19 protein-coding genes are annotated in these 17,522 nt (G+C 38.1%); 7 read left to right on the top strand and 12 right to left on the bottom strand.

Annotation, left to right across the window (positions count from 1 at the left end; all coding sequences use genetic code 11):
- Positions 1–13: 13 nt before the first annotated feature.
- From ODZ84_RS09495 to ODZ84_RS09510, 4 genes are all read right to left on the bottom strand, one after another.
- The gene (locus tag ODZ84_RS09495) at positions 14–2,005 is read right to left on the bottom strand and encodes a KUP/HAK/KT family potassium transporter (protein WP_266176773.1); all 1,992 of its coding nucleotides are present in this window, start codon (positions 2,003–2,005) and stop codon (positions 14–16) included.
- Positions 2,006–2,127: 122 nt separating this feature from the next.
- Positions 2,128–3,108, bottom strand: a complete 981-nt coding sequence (locus tag ODZ84_RS09500) for a pyruvate dehydrogenase complex E1 component subunit beta (protein WP_266176774.1) — start codon at positions 3,106–3,108, stop codon at positions 2,128–2,130.
- 109 nt (positions 3,109–3,217) lie between these two features.
- Positions 3,218–3,637 (bottom strand): DUF2147 domain-containing protein, encoded by a 420-nt coding sequence (locus tag ODZ84_RS09505; RefSeq protein ID WP_266176776.1) that lies wholly within the window; start codon positions 3,635–3,637, stop codon positions 3,218–3,220.
- A 169-nt stretch (positions 3,638–3,806) separates the two neighbouring features.
- The gene (locus ODZ84_RS09510; protein WP_266176777.1) at positions 3,807–5,738 is read right to left on the bottom strand and encodes an LTA synthase family protein; all 1,932 of its coding nucleotides are present in this window, start codon (positions 5,736–5,738) and stop codon (positions 3,807–3,809) included.
- A gap of 147 nt (positions 5,739–5,885) precedes the next feature.
- Here ODZ84_RS09510 and ODZ84_RS09515 point away from each other — a divergent pair, with 147 nt between their 5' ends.
- The 3 genes from ODZ84_RS09515 (at position 5,886) to ODZ84_RS09525 (ending at position 7,858) form a co-directional block, all read left to right on the top strand.
- Positions 5,886–6,599, top strand: a complete 714-nt coding sequence (locus ODZ84_RS09515; protein WP_266176778.1) for a CDP-alcohol phosphatidyltransferase family protein — start codon at positions 5,886–5,888, stop codon at positions 6,597–6,599.
- Positions 6,600–6,690: 91 nt separating this feature from the next.
- Complete coding sequence (locus ODZ84_RS09520; protein WP_266176779.1) at positions 6,691–7,455, top strand: 3'-5' exonuclease; 765 nt, start codon at positions 6,691–6,693, stop codon at positions 7,453–7,455.
- A 4-nt stretch (positions 7,456–7,459) separates the two neighbouring features.
- Positions 7,460–7,858 (top strand): putative signal transducing protein, encoded by a 399-nt coding sequence (locus tag ODZ84_RS09525; protein WP_266176780.1) that lies wholly within the window; start codon positions 7,460–7,462, stop codon positions 7,856–7,858.
- Between the two features lie 11 nt (positions 7,859–7,869).
- Here ODZ84_RS09525 and ODZ84_RS09530 read toward each other — a convergent pair whose 3' ends face one another.
- Entirely contained in the window at positions 7,870–8,154 is a 285-nt protein-coding gene (locus ODZ84_RS09530; RefSeq protein WP_266176781.1) for a hypothetical protein, read from the bottom strand.
- A gap of 13 nt (positions 8,155–8,167) precedes the next feature.
- On the opposite strand from ODZ84_RS09530, the gene ODZ84_RS09535 reads away from it, so the two are divergent.
- Together ODZ84_RS09535 and ODZ84_RS09540 are read left to right on the top strand one after the other, a co-directional pair.
- The gene (locus ODZ84_RS09535) at positions 8,168–8,773 is read left to right on the top strand and encodes a fumarylacetoacetate hydrolase family protein (protein WP_266176782.1); all 606 of its coding nucleotides are present in this window, start codon (positions 8,168–8,170) and stop codon (positions 8,771–8,773) included.
- Between the two features lie 60 nt (positions 8,774–8,833).
- Positions 8,834–9,271, top strand: a complete 438-nt coding sequence (locus tag ODZ84_RS09540) for a universal stress protein (protein ID WP_266176783.1) — start codon at positions 8,834–8,836, stop codon at positions 9,269–9,271.
- A 79-nt stretch (positions 9,272–9,350) separates the two neighbouring features.
- Here ODZ84_RS09540 and ODZ84_RS09545 read toward each other — a convergent pair whose 3' ends face one another.
- Positions 9,351–9,584 (bottom strand): DUF6341 family protein, encoded by a 234-nt coding sequence (locus ODZ84_RS09545; RefSeq protein WP_266176785.1) that lies wholly within the window; start codon positions 9,582–9,584, stop codon positions 9,351–9,353.
- A 42-nt stretch (positions 9,585–9,626) separates the two neighbouring features.
- Here ODZ84_RS09545 and ODZ84_RS09550 point away from each other — a divergent pair, with 42 nt between their 5' ends.
- A complete protein-coding gene (locus ODZ84_RS09550; RefSeq protein WP_266176786.1) occupies positions 9,627–10,532 on the top strand; it encodes a DUF6427 family protein in 906 nt (301 codons plus the stop codon).
- 6 nt (positions 10,533–10,538) lie between these two features.
- Positions 10,539–11,123 (top strand): DUF3109 family protein, encoded by a 585-nt coding sequence (locus ODZ84_RS09555; protein ID WP_266176787.1) that lies wholly within the window; start codon positions 10,539–10,541, stop codon positions 11,121–11,123.
- A 216-nt stretch (positions 11,124–11,339) separates the two neighbouring features.
- On the opposite strand, the gene ODZ84_RS09560 is transcribed toward ODZ84_RS09555, so the two are convergent.
- The 6 genes from ODZ84_RS09560 to ODZ84_RS09580 form a co-directional block, all read right to left on the bottom strand.
- Positions 11,340–12,038, bottom strand: a complete 699-nt coding sequence (locus tag ODZ84_RS09560; protein WP_266176789.1) for a hypothetical protein — start codon at positions 12,036–12,038, stop codon at positions 11,340–11,342.
- A 105-nt stretch (positions 12,039–12,143) separates the two neighbouring features.
- Positions 12,144–13,478, bottom strand: a complete 1,335-nt coding sequence (locus ODZ84_RS09565; RefSeq protein ID WP_266176791.1) for a trigger factor — start codon at positions 13,476–13,478, stop codon at positions 12,144–12,146.
- A gap of 312 nt (positions 13,479–13,790) precedes the next feature.
- Positions 13,791–14,351: a hypothetical protein gene (locus tag ODZ84_RS09570; RefSeq protein ID WP_266176792.1), complete on the bottom strand. Its 561-nt coding sequence runs from the start codon at positions 14,349–14,351 to the stop codon at positions 13,791–13,793.
- A 27-nt stretch (positions 14,352–14,378) separates the two neighbouring features.
- Positions 14,379–15,863 (bottom strand): TonB-dependent receptor domain-containing protein, encoded by a 1,485-nt coding sequence (locus tag ODZ84_RS23095; RefSeq protein WP_323136905.1) that lies wholly within the window; start codon positions 15,861–15,863, stop codon positions 14,379–14,381.
- Positions 15,860–16,762, bottom strand: coding sequence for a TonB-dependent receptor plug domain-containing protein (locus ODZ84_RS23100; protein WP_323136906.1), 903 nt, complete (start codon positions 16,760–16,762; stop codon positions 15,860–15,862). The genes ODZ84_RS23095 and ODZ84_RS23100 overlap by 4 nt, the downstream gene beginning before the upstream one ends.
- Positions 16,763–16,972: 210 nt before the next feature.
- Positions 16,973–17,329: a hypothetical protein gene (locus ODZ84_RS09580; protein WP_266176794.1), complete on the bottom strand. Its 357-nt coding sequence runs from the start codon at positions 17,327–17,329 to the stop codon at positions 16,973–16,975.
- Positions 17,330–17,522: the final 193 nt, after the last annotated feature.

The raw sequence follows: 17,522 nt of genomic DNA on the forward strand, positions 1-17,522 counted from the left end.
TGTTAAAAGGATCTTAACTATTATGCCTTAAAAAACCGGCCTGTTCTATTTTATTGTCATAAACCGTAAGTTCGGTAATCGGCGCAGACTCTACCACTACATTGTGTGACGTAACTCCCCAGGACTTAAAATCATCACTTCCTATATACTTCACAAAGTTATAGATGTTAAGGGTGATCTTCTGTTTCACCGTTAAAAGGATATCATTGATATAGGTGTTATCTATAATTACATATTTCAGATCCGGCGGAATATTGTGTGCTCTTAATGAAGGATGACTGCTTCTTGAAGGAATCGTTCCGTCCGCCATCAGATCTTTCAGTACCATATTAAAATAGTCATTGATTCTGCGGTCTACTTTAAACCCTAACAGGAAATTGATTTTGTAAACCGTCCCCGGCAGAATTTCATCTACGGTATATTTAAAAGTATAAGGATCTTCCTGATTGACAATACTCAAAATAAAATAATGATCTGCCCTTTTCGGCTGTTTTTTGATGATCGAATAGATAATCTTAGATTCTACTTCATCGTTTCTTTTTGCTCTGCTCAGATACGCAAGATTGGTACAGTACTTAGGGATTGTTTCGTCCAGCTTCATATCCTTAATGATGGATACGTACTTTTCTATTTTGACATATTGCGTAAACGTAGACTTAATCAATCTTCCGTTATACCAGGCATACATGCATACGGCAATAAATCCGCCTAAGACCATAGTCAGCCAGCCGCCGTCCATAAATTTAATTACATTGGCATAGAAGAAACCTGATTCAAGAGCAATATAAACGATCGCAAAACCTACAAGGAAGATTTTACTGACTCTTGTCCTGCTCAGCCAGTACAGTAACAGTACAGTAGTCATTAACATCGTAATGGTAATGGTAAGTCCATATGCCGCCTCCATTTTTTCTGATTTCTTAAAGAAAATAACCACAATAAAACAGAAAGCCATTAATCCCCAGTTGATTCTTGGAATGTACATCTGTCCTTTAACCCCGGAAGGGTATTCGATATGCTGGTTGGGCCAGAAAGAGGTGGACATGGCTTCCGAGAACATGGTAAATGACCCTGTAATCACGGCCTGGCTGGCAATAATAGCCGCTGCAGTTGCTAAAATTACTCCTGGCAACACGGCCCACTCCGGCATTATTCCGAAGAAGGGATTCACGCCTTTATGAACAAGCTCATGATTATCCAATAACCATGCTCCCTGTCCCAAATAATTAAGAATCAACATCGATTTTACAAAAATCCAGCTGATTCTGATATTTTTTGCTCCACAGTGTCCCAAATCGGAGTATAAAGCTTCGGCTCCCGTTGTACAAAGGAAAACAGCTCCCATGATCACAATGGCACTGGAAGAATGCGTGATGAGATTATAGGCGTAGATTGGATTAAACGCTCTGAAAATTTCAACATGGTCGAAAATATGCACAGATCCGAAAATCCCCAATACCAGAAACCAGGTTACCATAACGGGTCCGAAAAATTTACCGATTGATGCCGTACCAAACTGCTGTACGACAAATACAATAAACAGAATGATCAATGTAATAAATACAACGGGCGTTTCAGGATTATAAATCTTCAGACCTTCAATCGCTGACATTACCGTTAACGAAGGGGTGATAACACTGTCCGCCACCAGGGTGGATGCCCCGATAATGGCGACGACATAGAGCCATTTTTTCTTGAGCCTTTTGACTAATGAATACAAAGCGAGAATTCCTCCTTCTCCTTTATTATCTGCTCTTAAGGCGATGATGACGTATTTAATGGTCGTCTGAAGGGTCAGTGTCCAGATAATACAGGACAGGGCTCCCTCAATATACTCATCAAACGGCATACCCGCACCGTCTTTTCTGGCATTTACAATCGCTTTCATTACGTAAAGCGGTGATGTACCAATATCCCCGAAAACGATCCCAAGGGATACAATAACTCCTACAAATGAAAGCTTTTTAAGGTCAAAATGATGACCACCTTCTGTAACATCTGCCATATCAGCAATTTTAATTTAAACGCGCAAATTTATACTAAATTTATGACCTCAAGAACTTTTCTTCATGAATATAATAAATGAAAAAACTTCCTTTCGGAAGTTTTTTTCTATAATCATTAAAATTACTTAACGTACATGGCTTTTTTGATTTCCTCTTTTACTTTTTCAAGTTTCGGGAACCACTCGGCAAACAGTGCCGCTGAATAAGGCGCAGGTGCATCAGGAGTGGTAATTCTTTTGATTGGAGCATCTAAATAATCAAATGCTTTTTGCTGTACCATATAAGTGATCTCAGAAGATACTGATCCGAATGGCCAGGCTTCTTCTAAAATAACCAGTCTGTTTGTTTTCTTTACAGAGGCAAGAACAGTATCAAAATCTAATGGACGAACGGTTCTCAGGTCGATCACTTCAACAGAGATTCCTTCTTTTTCCATATCTTCAGCAGCCTGCATGGCTAACTTCATAATTTTCCCGAAAGAAACTAAAGTTACATCTTTTCCTTCTTTTTTGATGTCTGCTTTCCCAATTGGCAAATAGTACTCTTCTTCAGGAATTTCCATTTTGTCTCCATACATCTGCTCAGATTCCATGAAGATTACAGGATCATTATCCTGAATAGCTGTTTTCAGCAATCCTTTTGCATCGTAAGGATTGGAAGGCACTACTACTTTGAGACCCGGAACATTGGCAAACCAGTTTTCAAAAGCCTGAGAGTGGGTAGCTCCCAACTGCCCTGCCGAAGCGGTAGGACCTCTGAAAACGATAGGACAGTTCCATTGCCCGCCGCTCATCTGGCGGATCTTTGCCGCATTGTTGATAATCTGATCAATACCTACCAATGAGAAATTGAACGTCATATACTCTACAATTGGTCTGTTACCATTCATCGCAGCTCCTACAGCAATCCCTGTAAAGCCCAGCTCAGCGATAGGTGTATCGATTACTCTCATAGGACCAAATTCATCCAGCATTCCTTTTGAAGCCTTATATGCACCATTGTATTCTGCGACTTCCTCCCCCATTAAAAAGATGGATTCGTCTTTACGCATTTCCTCGCTCATTGCCTGTGCAATTACCTCACGAAAAGTATATTCTGCCATATTTATTTGAAAAATTTAGAGTACAAAAATAGTGTTTTTTTATTATTTACATAATAAAAACGACATCTCATTTATTGAAATGCCGTTTTATTAACTTTATTAAACCGGATTAATTAACTTTCTGCCAGGTTTGTGTTCTTCCCAGTAGCGATACGCCTACATACCCTCTCACACTCAGCTGATCTCCGCTTTTGGTGATGGTACATTTGTATGTTTTACCGGTTTTAGGGTCTGTAATCGTTCCGCCGGTGAACTCGTCATCCTCTTTTTTCAGTCCTCTGATGATCTCAAGACCCACAAGCGGTTTTCCTTTTCGATCATCTTTACAGACAGTACAGTTCGGATTTCCAGGTTTGATCAGAAGCTGAGATATCTTCCCATAATACTTCCCATCAGACTTTTTATAGATCTCCACGATAGATTTTGCCTGCTTGGTTTCATCATCTATGGTCTTCCACTTTCCTTCGATCTGAGCAAATGATAATACTCCGAATAAGGAAAGACCGAATGTTAATACTAATTTTCTCATATTTTTTATAGTTTTAATTCAGATAAAATATTTTTGTTGTCTATTTACTGTTAAAAGTATAAATTAATTTCAAACAAACAAAAATTTTTATTATTCCGGGCATAGAACGCTCAATATACAAGAAAAAACATTCCTTTGGAATTACCAACCGGATATATTCATTCTGTTACTAATACATCTTCCTGTTGATAACCCTGTTCATATAATCCTGATACCAGGCCTTGCAAATCAGCTTTCCTTTCTGTATTTCCTGAGTATTTTTCAGTGATTCCATCAGGTTTTTTTCAAGTCCTAAATCCTTTTTGTCAAAAATACCCACCACTTCCTTTCCATCAAAGCGATAAATATAATCCCCTATGATAAACTGTTCTACTCCGCCATCTGAGTTGGCAATAATCGCAGGATATTTTTTATCACTTACCAGACTTCTTCCCCAGCTCCTGATCTTTTTATGGTAACCAACCAGATCTGCTAACGTAGGATATATGTCGATCTGCTGGGCAAACTCCTGATTTACCCCTTTCAAATTGTATTCGGGGTTTGGTGAATATAATATCATGGGGACAGCAAAACGGTTCATCGCCTTTTCATATTCGGGATAGTAAATTTCATTGGTATGATCTCCCGTGAAAACAAAAATGGTATTATTAAACCACGGCTGCTTTTTAGCTGTTTCAAAATATTTTTTGATGGAATAGTCTGTATACTGAATCGGCTCATGCATCTGGCTGGGTCCTTTTTTAAATTTTCCGTTGTACTTTTCAGGTATTTTAAAAGGATGATGAGAGGATGCGGTAAAAACAGTAGCCATAAAAGGCTGGGGCTTTCCTACATTTTCAGCAAAATACTGTAAGAACGGTTCATCCCATATTGCCCACATGCCATCGAAGTCCTTATCATTGTTATATTCCGTTTTTCCGAAATAGTGTTTAAACCCAAGAATATTTCCAAATCCGAAAAAGCCCATGGAGCCATTCGGTGCGCCATGATAAAAAGACGTATCATAGCCCAGTTCATTACACACGGAAACGATCGACTGAATTTTCTGATTGGAATAGGGCGAGCTTGTAAAAGCATCGGTGAGGCTCGGAATTCCTGCCAAAACAGAGCTCATCCCATGAATAGACTGCCTCCCGTTGGCAAAAGTATTGGGAAAGATCAGACTCTCTGTGGCCAGGCTATCCATAAACGGCGTGTACGAAACGTAATCTTTAATATTTTTATCCTTATTGAATGCTCCGGAATATTCTCTGCTGAATGATTCCACAATAAAAATAACGATATTAGGTTTGTTTTGTACCTTTCTGTCATACTGCTTATAAGGCTGAATATTTTCATCGATGAATTTTTCATCTACAAAATGTACCTCCTTAAAATTGTTGGTCCCTAAAGTCCTGAAAAAAGAAAAAGTACTGTTGAGCACCATATTTCCCTGGGAAGGAATTTTTGCAAAACGGTTGGCATCTACCAGATTAATCGGTCTTGTGCTGTGCCTGAAATCTCCCCGGATGCCTCCCACCGCCAGAACAGCAACAATACATAAGGTAAGGACAGACCAGATAAAATAGGGCACCAGCTTTACCGGCCTGCTTTCTGTAATTTTCACTCTTTTATATAGGAATACCCACAGACTCATCAGGATAACAAACCATAACAGCACAAAGGGATTCTGCATAAAAGAAGCGGTAAACACCTTAAAGATGTTGGTTTCATGCTGAGCCACCTGAAATGCTGCCGAAGTAAGTCTTGTCTGTGAAAACCTGAAATATATAAAATCCCCGAAGTTCATGGCATAAGCAATTCCATTCGTAATAAAATAGATCCAGAACAGAATTTTCTGATATACTTTTTTTGTATTGATGACCACAGGAATGATGCTTAAGAGTATAAACAGGGCATTCACATACAAAATGGCTGTAGTATCGAATGCGGTTCCGTGGTACGACAGGCTGAAATAATCTGCCACCGAATCCACTTTTATTAAATCCCGGTTAAAATACCAGAATAAAAATCTTGCGATCTGATAAAAAAAGTATGCTAGGAAAATTCTGTACAATAAAACCAGAACTTCCTGTTTTCTAAATTCTTTAAAAAATTTCATGTGCAAATTTACATCAAAATCGGATTAATGGATCATGTAATCATCCGACAGTTTATCTATTTGTTAATAATTTTTCTCAAACGTAACATGGCTATATTGTGAGATTATTACATTGCTACCTAGATATAATGTTTTAATTTTGCGACTATGAACTTTATTAAAAATAATCTTGCCAATGCCATCACACTGGGAAACCTCTTTTCCGGAGGTGTCGGAGCTATTCATCTTATTCTTGGTGATTATGAGACGACTGCGATCTGTATTATTCTTTCGTTGATCCTGGATTTTTTCGATGGTTTTGTAGCCCGAGCTTTAAAATCCAACTCCAATCTGGGGGTACAGCTTGATTCTCTTGCGGACATGGTAAGTTTCGGACTGCTTCCGGGATTAACAATGTTTGCCGCCTTGGAGCCTTTCGGGAAAATGTTGATGGAGGTAGAATTACCTTTTGAGATTAAATATTTAGGGTTGGTAGTTACTTTATTTTCATGTCTGAGGCTTGCTATTTTCAACCTTGATGAAGATCAGAAATACTATTTTAAGGGATTAAATACGCCTTCCAACACCATTTTAATTTTTGGATTGTATTATGCTTATGAAGAAATCGGAACGTTTTCATTTTTATTCGAGAACGCCTTACTGTTAATTTTATTAACGGCCGTTTGTTCATGGCTTCTGATCAGTCCCATAAAAATGATTGCCATGAAATTCAGGTCTATGAAACTGGAGGATAATTATCCTAAAGCAGTACTTCTGGCAGGCTCCGCTGTTATTTTACTTATTTTTAAGACTGCCGGCATTCCGATGGTGATTATTTATTATATTTTAGTATCGGTTATTTTTCAAAAACAACTTATATAAGTTATAAAATTGGAGTATCGGTGTTCATTTGAAATACATGCAACATTTATTAACTCATCCTTTATAACTTTCAACGCATAACTTATAAAAAATGAATTTAAAATTATACAAACCGCTTTGTGTCTTTGATCTGGAAACCACAGGAACGAATATCGGAAAAGACAGGATTGTGGAAATCTGTATTTTGAAGGTCAATCCTGATGCTTCAAGGGAAAGCAAAACGTGGAGGGTAAATCCTGAAATGCCTATTCCTGCAGAATGCAGCGCCATCCACGGTATTTATGACGAAGATATAAAAGATGCTCCCACATTTAAAGAAATTGCTTCAAAAGTAATGGAAATGATTACCGGCGCAGATCTTGGCGGTTTTAATTCGAACAGGTTTGATGTTCCTCTTCTGGCTGAAGAATTACTGAGAGTGGGAATGGATTTTGATTTAAATAAATTCAAACTGATAGATGCACAGACTATTTTCCATAAAAAAGAACCAAGAAATCTGGGAGCAGCGTATCAGTTTTACTGTGGAAAGACTTTGGAAAATGCACATTCTGCAGAAGCCGATGTAATGGCCACTTTTGAAGTTTTAGATGCTCAGGTGGGAAAATATGATGATATTCCGAAGGAAATAGCAGCCTTAAGCGAATTTACATTTCATAATAAGAACGCTGATTTAGCAGGTTTTATCGGATATAATAATAAAAACGAAGAGGTCTTCAACTTCGGAAAATATAAAGGACAGGGTGTAAAAGCCGTATTCCAGAAAGATCTCGGATATTACGGATGGCTTCAGAATGCCGACTTCCCTTTATACACGAAGAAAGTTTTCACCAAAATTCAGCTTTCGGGCAAATTTTAAAATAATGAACGATTTAGTTAAATTCAGATTCTACGAAACAGCCCTCCAGGCTAACAGGGATAAGCAGATCCTGGCTGAAAACGGCATCAACAGCTTTATTGCCAACGAACAGCTTATTCAGTCGGACTGGTTGCTGGCTCAGGCCGTGGGCGGAATTCAGCTGCAGGTATTTCAGGAGGATCTTGAAAAAGCGAATCAGACACTGGACGATTATAAACAAAATGAAGAATTTTCCCTGGAAGTGGAGCATACGATTGAAAACTCCGAATTTGATTTTGTCTGTCCGAAATGCGGATCGAACCATATTTACAGGGATGACAGCGCAACGAGCTTTTTTGGTGTCTCCATTCTGACAAGCCATAAGTTTGTCTGTTATTATTGTGGGAATGAGTTTACCCACTAGAACGGGTCTACTTACTCAAGGCTGTTCATCTGAAAAACCTCAGTAAATGAGTTTGCTTTACTCAAATTCATTCCGGGACAAAAGATGAAATTCCGGTTTGCCGTAAGACTGAAAAAAAAGACGACTTCCCCAGCCCCGATTGCAACGGCATCCTTTTGTGCAGCGAAGCGGAACAAAAGATATAGTGGAAAGCGGGAAAAAGCTGCAAAAAAATAAAAGCTGAAGCTTAAATAATAAAGAACAAAATCAGTAAGACAATCGCGGAACCGCTCCGGCAAACGTTTCTGCAATGACATAAATAAAAAAATTATGAAGATTATCTGCATCGGAAGAAATTACAGCGAACACGCAAAAGAATTAGGCAATGAAATCCCGGAGAAACCGGTGATCTTTATGAAGCCCGATACCGCCGTTCTGAAAGGTAATGATTTTTATATTCCGGAATTTTCAAATGATGTACACTATGAGCTGGAGGTTGTGGTGAAAATTTCAAAGGGTGGAAAATACATCCGGAAGGAAACCGCCCACAAACATTATGACGAAATAGGTTTAGGCATCGATTTTACGGCAAGAGACCTGCAGAGTGAGCTTAAATCAAAGGGACTTCCCTGGGAACTTGCTAAAGGTTTTGACGGCTCTGCAGTGGTAGGAAATTTCTTTAAAAAAGAGGATTATCAGCTTGATTCTTTAGCATTTTCACTGTTGAAAAACAGGGAAAAAGTTCAGGAAGGAAATACAAAAGATATGATGTTCACCATAGATGATATTATTGCGTTTGTTTCCCAGTATTTCACTTTAAGGGTGGGAGATCTAATTTTTACGGGAACACCCAAAGGTGTCGGAAAGGTAGAGGAGAATGATATCCTGGAAGCCTACCTGGAAAATGAAAAAGTTCTGGACATCCGAATATTGTAAGCAACAAATCCCTGTTTTCTGGCATAATTTTCCTATCTTTAGTAAACAAAATTAAAGGTTATGATAAATATTGTACTGCCCGTAGATTTTGGGGATAAAACAGAGCAGCTGGTAGACGGAGCTGTAAAATTTGCCAGACAGATACAGGGTAAATTATTTTTGATCCATGTGGCCCCTTCGGACATCGGTTTCGCAATCGGTGATATGGGATTTCAGTATTTTCCGGAAGTGGAAGAAAATGAAATCCGGGAAGAACTCGTTCAGTTAAATAAAATAGAACAGAGAATTATTGCCCAGGATGTGGATTGTGAGCATCTTCTGAAACAGGGTATCGCCAAAGATATTATTCTGGAGTATGCCCGGGAGAAGAATGCAGACTTCATTGTGATGGGTTCTCACGGCAGAAGTGGTATTTATGATGTTTTTGTGGGAAGTCTCACCAAGGGAATTACGAAAGATTCAAGCGTGCCTGTTCTGGTACTTCCGATTCATGAATAAAGGAAAAAATTTTAATCGTTGAATAAAAAAACCGATCAAATAAAATATTTGACCGGTTTTTTACTATATAACCAATTAATTAACCTTCTTTTTTGTAGATATTGGGATCGTAGTAAGGGTGCTTCCCTTCCGTCGGAGAATAATAGTCTTTATCTTTATCGCCGCCCAGCTTTACAACTAAAACATAGCACCAGTACGTAAACAGTACGCAGCAAACGATAAATAAAATCCAGTTTAATACATTTCCAAAGGTATCGTAAAAACCGAAAGTCCATTTGAAAACTTTACTTAAGAATAGAAAGAAAGACGTCATTATTTTCCTTTTTTAAATTAACTTTGTACAAATTTATAAAAAATGTTTAAATTACTTTCAAAAGAAAGCAATATTTTTTCAATTCCTGTTTATATTGGTTTTCTTCTTTTAGTAGTAATAATATTTAACTTCCTGAATTTCAATACCTATGAAGGAATTATTGCCGGAATTACTTTTCTGGGGATCGCTTTGGGATATTTCTGTTTTCACAGTATCGCATTAAATTATCAGACCCATCTGCCTTTATTCCTGTATACTTTTTTTATTTTCGGTCTGTATCCCGGAAAAATGGATATCGGAATTGCCGTGTCCCTGCTTACGAATTCCTTTCTCTTATTACTGCTGACCAGTACTAACGAAGATCTCAGAAAGAAATCTTATGTATTGGTAGGGTCCATTGTGGCGCTGAATTTCATTTTCTTACCTACGACCTGGCCGATGGCTGTTTTTGTAATCATCCACGTGATTGCCACTTCACAAAGGATCAGTTTAAATATTTTCAGATTTCTACTGGGAATCATGCTGATCGTATTCAGCTATTTTTCTATCATGTTCTTCCTGGATTTTACGTCATGGAATATGGATTATTTTCCTTTCGGAAAAATGAAGGCGGTAACTGATTACACCGACGTTCTTCCCCTATTGCCGATTGTATTGATGCTCATTTATGCAGTATACGACCATTTTAAAAATTATAACAGAAAAAGCCCGATCAGCAGATACAAGTACACCTTTTTACTGGTATTCTCTGTAGCCCAACTGATCAGTATTGTCCTGTATATGAACAAAAGTTATGAATATTTGTTACTTTTGGCATTTCCTTCCAGCATCATTTTAAGCAGAATGTTAAGGTTTTTGCCTAAATTCTGGATGCAGGAAGTAAGTTTATGGCTTATTATTATCAGCTTGGTTACTTTTAAAGCGGGCACTTATTTCAATTTATTTTAAAAGATTATGATTCAGATTGACGATAAATTAATTTCTGAGGATATATTTTCCGAAGAATTCGTTTGTAACCTTACCAAATGTAAGGGTGCATGTTGCGTAGAAGGGGACGTTGGCGCTCCGCTTGATAAGAATGAACTGGAAATTTTAGAGAATATTTTTGATAAAATTAAACCATACCTGACTCTGGAAGGCATTAAAGCTGTAGAGGAAATAGGAGCATGGACTACCGATCCTATGGATGGCATGTATGTAACTCCGATGGTGGAAGACCGCGAGTGTGCTTACGTAACGTTTGATGAAAGAGGGATTACCAAGTGTGGAATCGAAAAGGCTTATGAAGATGGTGCAGTGGATTGGCAGAAACCTATTTCCTGCCATCTCTATCCTATCCGTGTTACGGAGTATTCTACCTTCACGGCCTTAAACTATCATGAGTGGGATGTGTGTAATGACGCCTGCGCTTTAGGAAAGGAATTGCAGGTTCCTATTTATAAATTTCTGAAAACGCCTTTAATCAGAAAGTACGGAGAGGAATTTTACGGTGTTCTCAGCGGAGCCGCCGATGAATGGAAAAAAGAGTACGGATCTTAATATTGCATTTAAGACCATTATAATGTAAGCTTAATAATTTTAATTCTATGCACATAAGACCGGGCTTCCCTGCGGGAAGCCCGGTCTTATATCTGTCATCGGGTCACATTGATATAAACCCAGCCAATACTTCTGCCGGGTACGTATCCGTAGGCTTATGATAAAAAGAGACCGAATAAAATCCGGTCTCTGCATCTATTTTATATGTGGAACAGATTATTTAAAATCTGCATCTGTAACGCCTGAGTTGATCGTTACTTTCGTTGTTTTGATTTCCACTTTCTGTCCGTTTCCTTCGGCCTGAATTTCTGAAGGGAATTTTACGCCGTCTACAGTCATGTAACCTTTCATCACTGCACTTCCTTCTGCAGAGGTAGATTTGTACAGTAATCCTGTAGAGGCATCAAAATAATGCTTTCCTTTATCCGAGTTCAATACATTATATTCTTTACCCTCTATTTTTTCCACCGTTACAGAAGTAAAACTTGCCGGATCGAAACCTAACGCATCGATTGTTCTGCTTTTCTTAAGATCAGCAACTTTATCTGCGGGAATAGGATTTTTAGTTCCCATCTGGTCAAAATATCCTTTCTCACCATCGAAAAGCTGAACCATTTTCTGTCCCATGACAGATTGTTCTGATCTGAACTTATTGCCCATCTTTTTTGTGGTCATTGTTACCTCCATTCCCTGTACAGTAAGAGTATTGTCAACAACAGTCGTTTTGATAGCTTCCAGTTTATCTTTTCCTCCTAAAGCTTTAAGGTAATTATCGATAACTTCTTTAGAGGTCAGTTTAGATTGTACGGCTTCAGTTTTCGCGGGTGCTGAGGCAGCTGTAGCGGCAGTTTTTTGTGCTGCAACCGATGTTGAAAAAAGCACGGCACAGAAAAACGGAATGATGATCTTTTTCATATACTAAGTTTAGAACGTAAATATAGGAATATTGGTGATAATAATAATTACTAATAAAAAAAACCGTCAAAATTTTGACGGTTTCCAATATTTATGATAAATAAATTATTTTTTAAGTTCTTCTAAAAACTCATCATGAGAGATTTCAGTTTCTTTCTTAGTTGCTTTTTCCAAGATAACATCTTTTAACTTAGTCATCGCTACTTCAGAAGAGATCTGTCTTACCTGCTCCTGGTCTTTCAACATCTCAACAGCATATTTCTGGATTTCCTCATCACCTAAGTGGTGAATTCCATAGATCGCCAGCTGATTTCTGACCAATTGCTCTGCCTGTGCCAAAACATCAGCATAGTCCAACTGAATTTCGTTATCACTCATCAGTTTTCCTTCGATGATCTGATATTTCAACTGGTTTTTCTCAGATTCAAGGATTTCTTTAGCCTGCTCTTCAGACTGGATATTCTGGTTAGAGAACTGTAACCACTTCACAAGGAAAGCCTCCGGAAGTTTCACTTCTTCTTTCTCAGAAACCTGCTCCAATACTTTATTCACAAAGTGAACATCAGCATTCTGCTGGAAATATTCATCCAGTTCAGACTTTACTTTTTCTTTAAGCTCCTCTTCAGACTTGATGTTTCCTTCACCGTATACTTTATCAAAAAGCTCCTGGTTCAGTTCTGCTAAGTTTAAAGAATAGAAATCTTTTACTTTTACTTCAACTTCGTTGTGGTGTAAATGCTCTACTTCTTCTTTGCTGAATCCTAATTCTTTAGCCAGTTCTTCGTCACCGGCAAGAGTTTCTTTGGAAACTTTTACAGATCCGTCCATTTTCAGCGACTTTACCAATTTGAAAGCTTCTTTGTTTTCAGCGGTAATGGTAGCATTCTTTGGATGGTGGTGGTGCTCTCCTTCAGCATTTTCTTCTACAACCTGAGTGATTTCTAAAGCGATGTAAGAATCTTTAGTGATTTTATCCTGAGGAACCTGCTCAGCGAAACGCTTCTGCATGTTTTCAATACTCTTGTTGATTTCTTTTTCTGAAGCTTCCACTTTGTAGTGAGGCGCTTCATATTTAGCTAAATCTATCGTGAATTCAGGCTCATACCCAACTTCAAAAGCAACTTCCAATTGGTCAGCATTGTAATCGAATTCGTTTACGGGCTGAGGAACAGGCTGTCCAACTAATCTTAATTTGTTTTCATTAATATAGTTATTTAAAGCATCAGAAACCTGTTTGTTGATTTCTTCGAATGCAATACCTGCTTCATATTGTTTTCTAACCATACTTAAAGGCACTTTTCCTTTTCTGAAACCAGGAACTTGCGCATTTTTAGCATAATTAATCAATTGCTTTTCTACTCTTTCTTTGTAGTCAGATTTTTCCAATGTCACTGTAAGCAATGCACTTACATCATCATGGTTTTGTGCGGTAACCTTCATTATTGATTAAAATTTTAGGTTGCAAAAATATGAAAATTTTATGATAATCTATCATTTAAATCAACTTATAAAGCCAAATAGTGTTAAAAGAGACGCTTTACAAATATTATCCGCATCAAGACGTATTTGTATCTGCTGAAAATTAAAATTTATTCTCTGTTCTGAAGAATTTCAAAGATCATTTAAGGGGTTAGAGGTGCTTTTTTTATCAACGGTGTATCCGGCGCTGGATGAAACTAAATCCTGATTTCAAACAAAACAGGCTGCCCCACTTGAGGACAGCCTGCTTATTAAACATGAAATTTATTTTAATTAGTGGGTCTCCACTGTAATGTCCACGTCGCTTTCTCCTCCTACTGTCTGTCCCAACTGGTTAGATGCAGAAGGATAGTTTTGGTTCACCGATGTTGGCTCATGAATCAGTTTTATATTCATTTTGCCTGTTGAGGTAACAGAAGTGATCGTCCATTCTGTTTTCATACCCAGTCTCTGCCCGTCTGTTCTTACAATATCGTCTGCCGCTCTTATGACTTTAATATCGGCATCAGCCGGTGAAAAAGTAATAAAATGATGATCTTTTTCTTCTATAATTTCGTCCGAAGAATCATAATGGTCATTATGTTTGATCTGGAAATCAAGTGCGGCAATATAAGTATCTCCCTGATGAAGATGCAGGTGACTGTCTGCCACGCCGCCTATAACATTTACCGTCTGTACATCAGTGGCATTGGCTTTATTGGTCAAAGTTAATACCACTCTGCCAATTTCATCATGCTCATGAATATCTTCAGGAATGTCATCATCTCCGTTTCTACATGACAAGATAAAAACTGCAGCTAAAAGTAATAGGGTTATATTGAATAATTTTTTCATTTTAAATTTAATTTTAAGTATTAATAATTAGAAGTTGTATTTAAGAGTAACGATAAAGTTTCTTCCGGATTCCGGCATAAAATATCTCAGCCTGTTAAGATATTCACGGTACTCTGTATTAAAAATGTTGTTGATTCTGAAATTGACATTCAGATTTTTGAGCAGATCGGCACCCACGGAGGCATTAAACAGGGTATATGCTGCAGGAGGTGTGCTCAGATCCAGTTCTTCATTAAATGTAGTTCCATCTTCAATAAAATCAATATTCTGATTTCTGATAGGGAACCGGTTTTGTTTAAAGACATGCTGATTTTCGACCCTGATATAAAAGTTTCGGGGAGTATTCAGTTTAAACTCTACGGCATTACGGAGATTGGCAGGCATCATTAAAATCAGGGGTTCATTATGGGTAAGATCATCGCCTTTCAATGCGCTGAAGCTAGTATTCCATTTTAAATGATTAAGAATATTCAGTTCTGCATCTGCATCGATTCCAAAAATACGTGCTTTGATCTGCTGATAGCTCCATACAGGGAAAACGCCTCTGTTGGAGGTCTCTATCCCGGTAGGTACCTGGTTGATAAAACTATCCGAAATCATGTAATAAGGATTCACCTCAACGTGTAAACCTTTCAGTACATTGAATTTGCCCATCAGTAGGAGATTGGCATTATATACCGTTTCTTTCTGAATAGACAGGTCTCCCTCTTCAATAATGGCAGCAGAATGGTGAAGACCATCGGAAAAAAGTTCCGCCGGGTTCGGTGTTCTGTCCGCCCTTGAAAGGTTTAATTTAAATTCAAAGGTACTGGTGGGTCTGTACTGTACTCCCATATTGGCAGAAAAATTATGATAGTCCAGAATGGGACGTGTTAAGATTCTGCTGTCCGCTTCTTTTACAAAAAACTGAGGATACAGATCTGCATATTTTTCGTTCCAGTCTTTCGCATCATAATATTTATAGGCATCATATCTGCTGAAATCGTATCTGGCTCCCACTTCTGCATTCCATTTTGCATTAAAGTTATACTTGAATACAGAGAAAGCACCTGCATCATATCTGTAATAGTCAGGAATCAGGCGTCTTGCTTTCGTGTCCGGGTTGGGATAATTATCCTGAAAACCTCCTGAAAGGCCACTTTCCAGACTCCAGTTTCCTCTTTCCAAAAGGTGCGTAAGACTGGCTGAATGGGTGATCAGCCTCAGATCCATAGAAGGAAGCTCGTTCAGCTCTCCTCTCCTGATATCATATTCTTTACGACGGTTCAGCTGGAAGCTGTACTGAAAACTGATTTTCCCGAAATTTTCAAAACGTTTATAAGCGGATACTTTTGCTATATGATGCTCGACCTCCTGCTTAGGATTGGTAATATCATAACTGAAATCATCCAGATAATAAGGCTGCCCAAATTTAATGGCTTTATAAAAATCCAGCGGACTTCCCAGGTGTGCGCCTTTGTAGATCCCGAATTCCTGATTGATTCCGCTGTATGATACATCAAAACCCTTCATAAAACTGTGATTTCCAAAAGAAAAATTAAAAGAATTGATCTCCGCTCCGGTATTCTGCAGCGTGTGATGGGGAATGTACAGATCCCCAGCTTTTTATAACTTCCCCCTGTTTTTACAAACCACTGATTTTGCCACGTTTTAGCAATATTTGCCGAAATTTCGCCTCCTCTGCCATTGGAAATACCTGACAGTTTTATATTTCCCATCACCGTATCCTTTTTAGGCAAAACAGCCGGCTCAAGCACGACTGCGCCGCCCACCGCATCACTGCCATATTTCAATGCAGATGCTCCTTTAATCACATCTATATGTTCAAATTCGTTAACATCTACATTGGGCGCATGCTCTACTCCCCACTCCTGTTCTGCCATCTTCACACCGTTGTTCACAATAGCGATACGGCTTCCGTACAACCCGTGAATGACCGGTTTTGTGATATTATTCCCGGTTTTGAGCACCGTAACTCCTGATATTGTCGACAATAAATTCCCCAGATTTTCGGTAGAATTTCTTTCAATTTCAGCATTATCAAGGGTTTTTATAATAACAGAGCTGCTTTTTTTGTGATTTCCGTGTAAGGTTACCACTTCAATATTCTCCGCATGATGCTCAAGGGTAATGGCCAGGTGTATATCCTGTGTAACTCCTATATTTTCAGTATAATCGTTGCAGTCAGGATGTCTGGCAATAAGAATATATTTCCCTGCGGGAATATTGTTAAATGAAAACTTACCGTTTTTCCCTGTTTTGGTAGTGTATTCCCCTATTTTCACCACGGCATTTTCCAGCATCGTTTTGTCATGAAAATCCTGGACAGTTCCGTGTACGGCGAAAGTCTGCTGTGCATTGGTAATTGCCAATCCGCAAAAGATCAGCAATAAACTATATATCAATTTCATTGTTAAATAGATAGATTGCGTACCTCAGAAAAGGTACATTTCGTAAAAAATTTATGAAATTTATGGCTCGATCAGCTGTAGTATTATGGATATAATCACAATAGCATTATCTTACTAATACTCTCATATACAGATTATACACCGAATTTTAACCTTAAAAATTCAAACGTACAGCCTTACATCAAATTAAGCCAAAAAGAATCTAAAAAACTATGAAAGAGCGGGAGGACCGCGCAGTTGAAAGGTGAATTTGGTATGGGACCAGATTTTCTCCTGTACCGCAATAATCTGTTTTACCTCATGCGTATATGCTTCGAGATGGAAACTAAATTCTTCAGGCACCAAAGTATGTCCGGTCGCAAGAAAATGACAGGCAAGACAGTCGCCGGCTTTTTCTTTCGTCACATTATCTGAAATCTTATGTTCTGTTTTTTTAAAACTGAAATTCTTAAAGACTTCTTCAGAACTGTGCTGATGGAAATTCTGAGAAAACATCGCAATAAAGTATATTCCAAACAACAGCCTGGAGATAAAACTTTTGAGATTTCTGCTTTCTTTAAAAATCATCCGTCAAAATTATAAAAATAATTTAAGTTTTAAATTAAACTTTTCTTAAAATACTGAATTAAACTTTTCAGGGTAAGCAGAAGCCTGATCTGGTTTCTGCTTGTCCCGATATTTATTTTAAACGATGCCCGCCAACTCAGGATCATATGGTGACAGATCAGGACCAGAATAAAAGGTCCATTATCAGAATGTG

It is taken from the genome of Chryseobacterium fluminis, assembly GCF_026314945.1.
Taxonomy (GTDB): Bacteria; Bacteroidota; Bacteroidia; order Flavobacteriales; family Weeksellaceae; genus Chryseobacterium; species Chryseobacterium fluminis.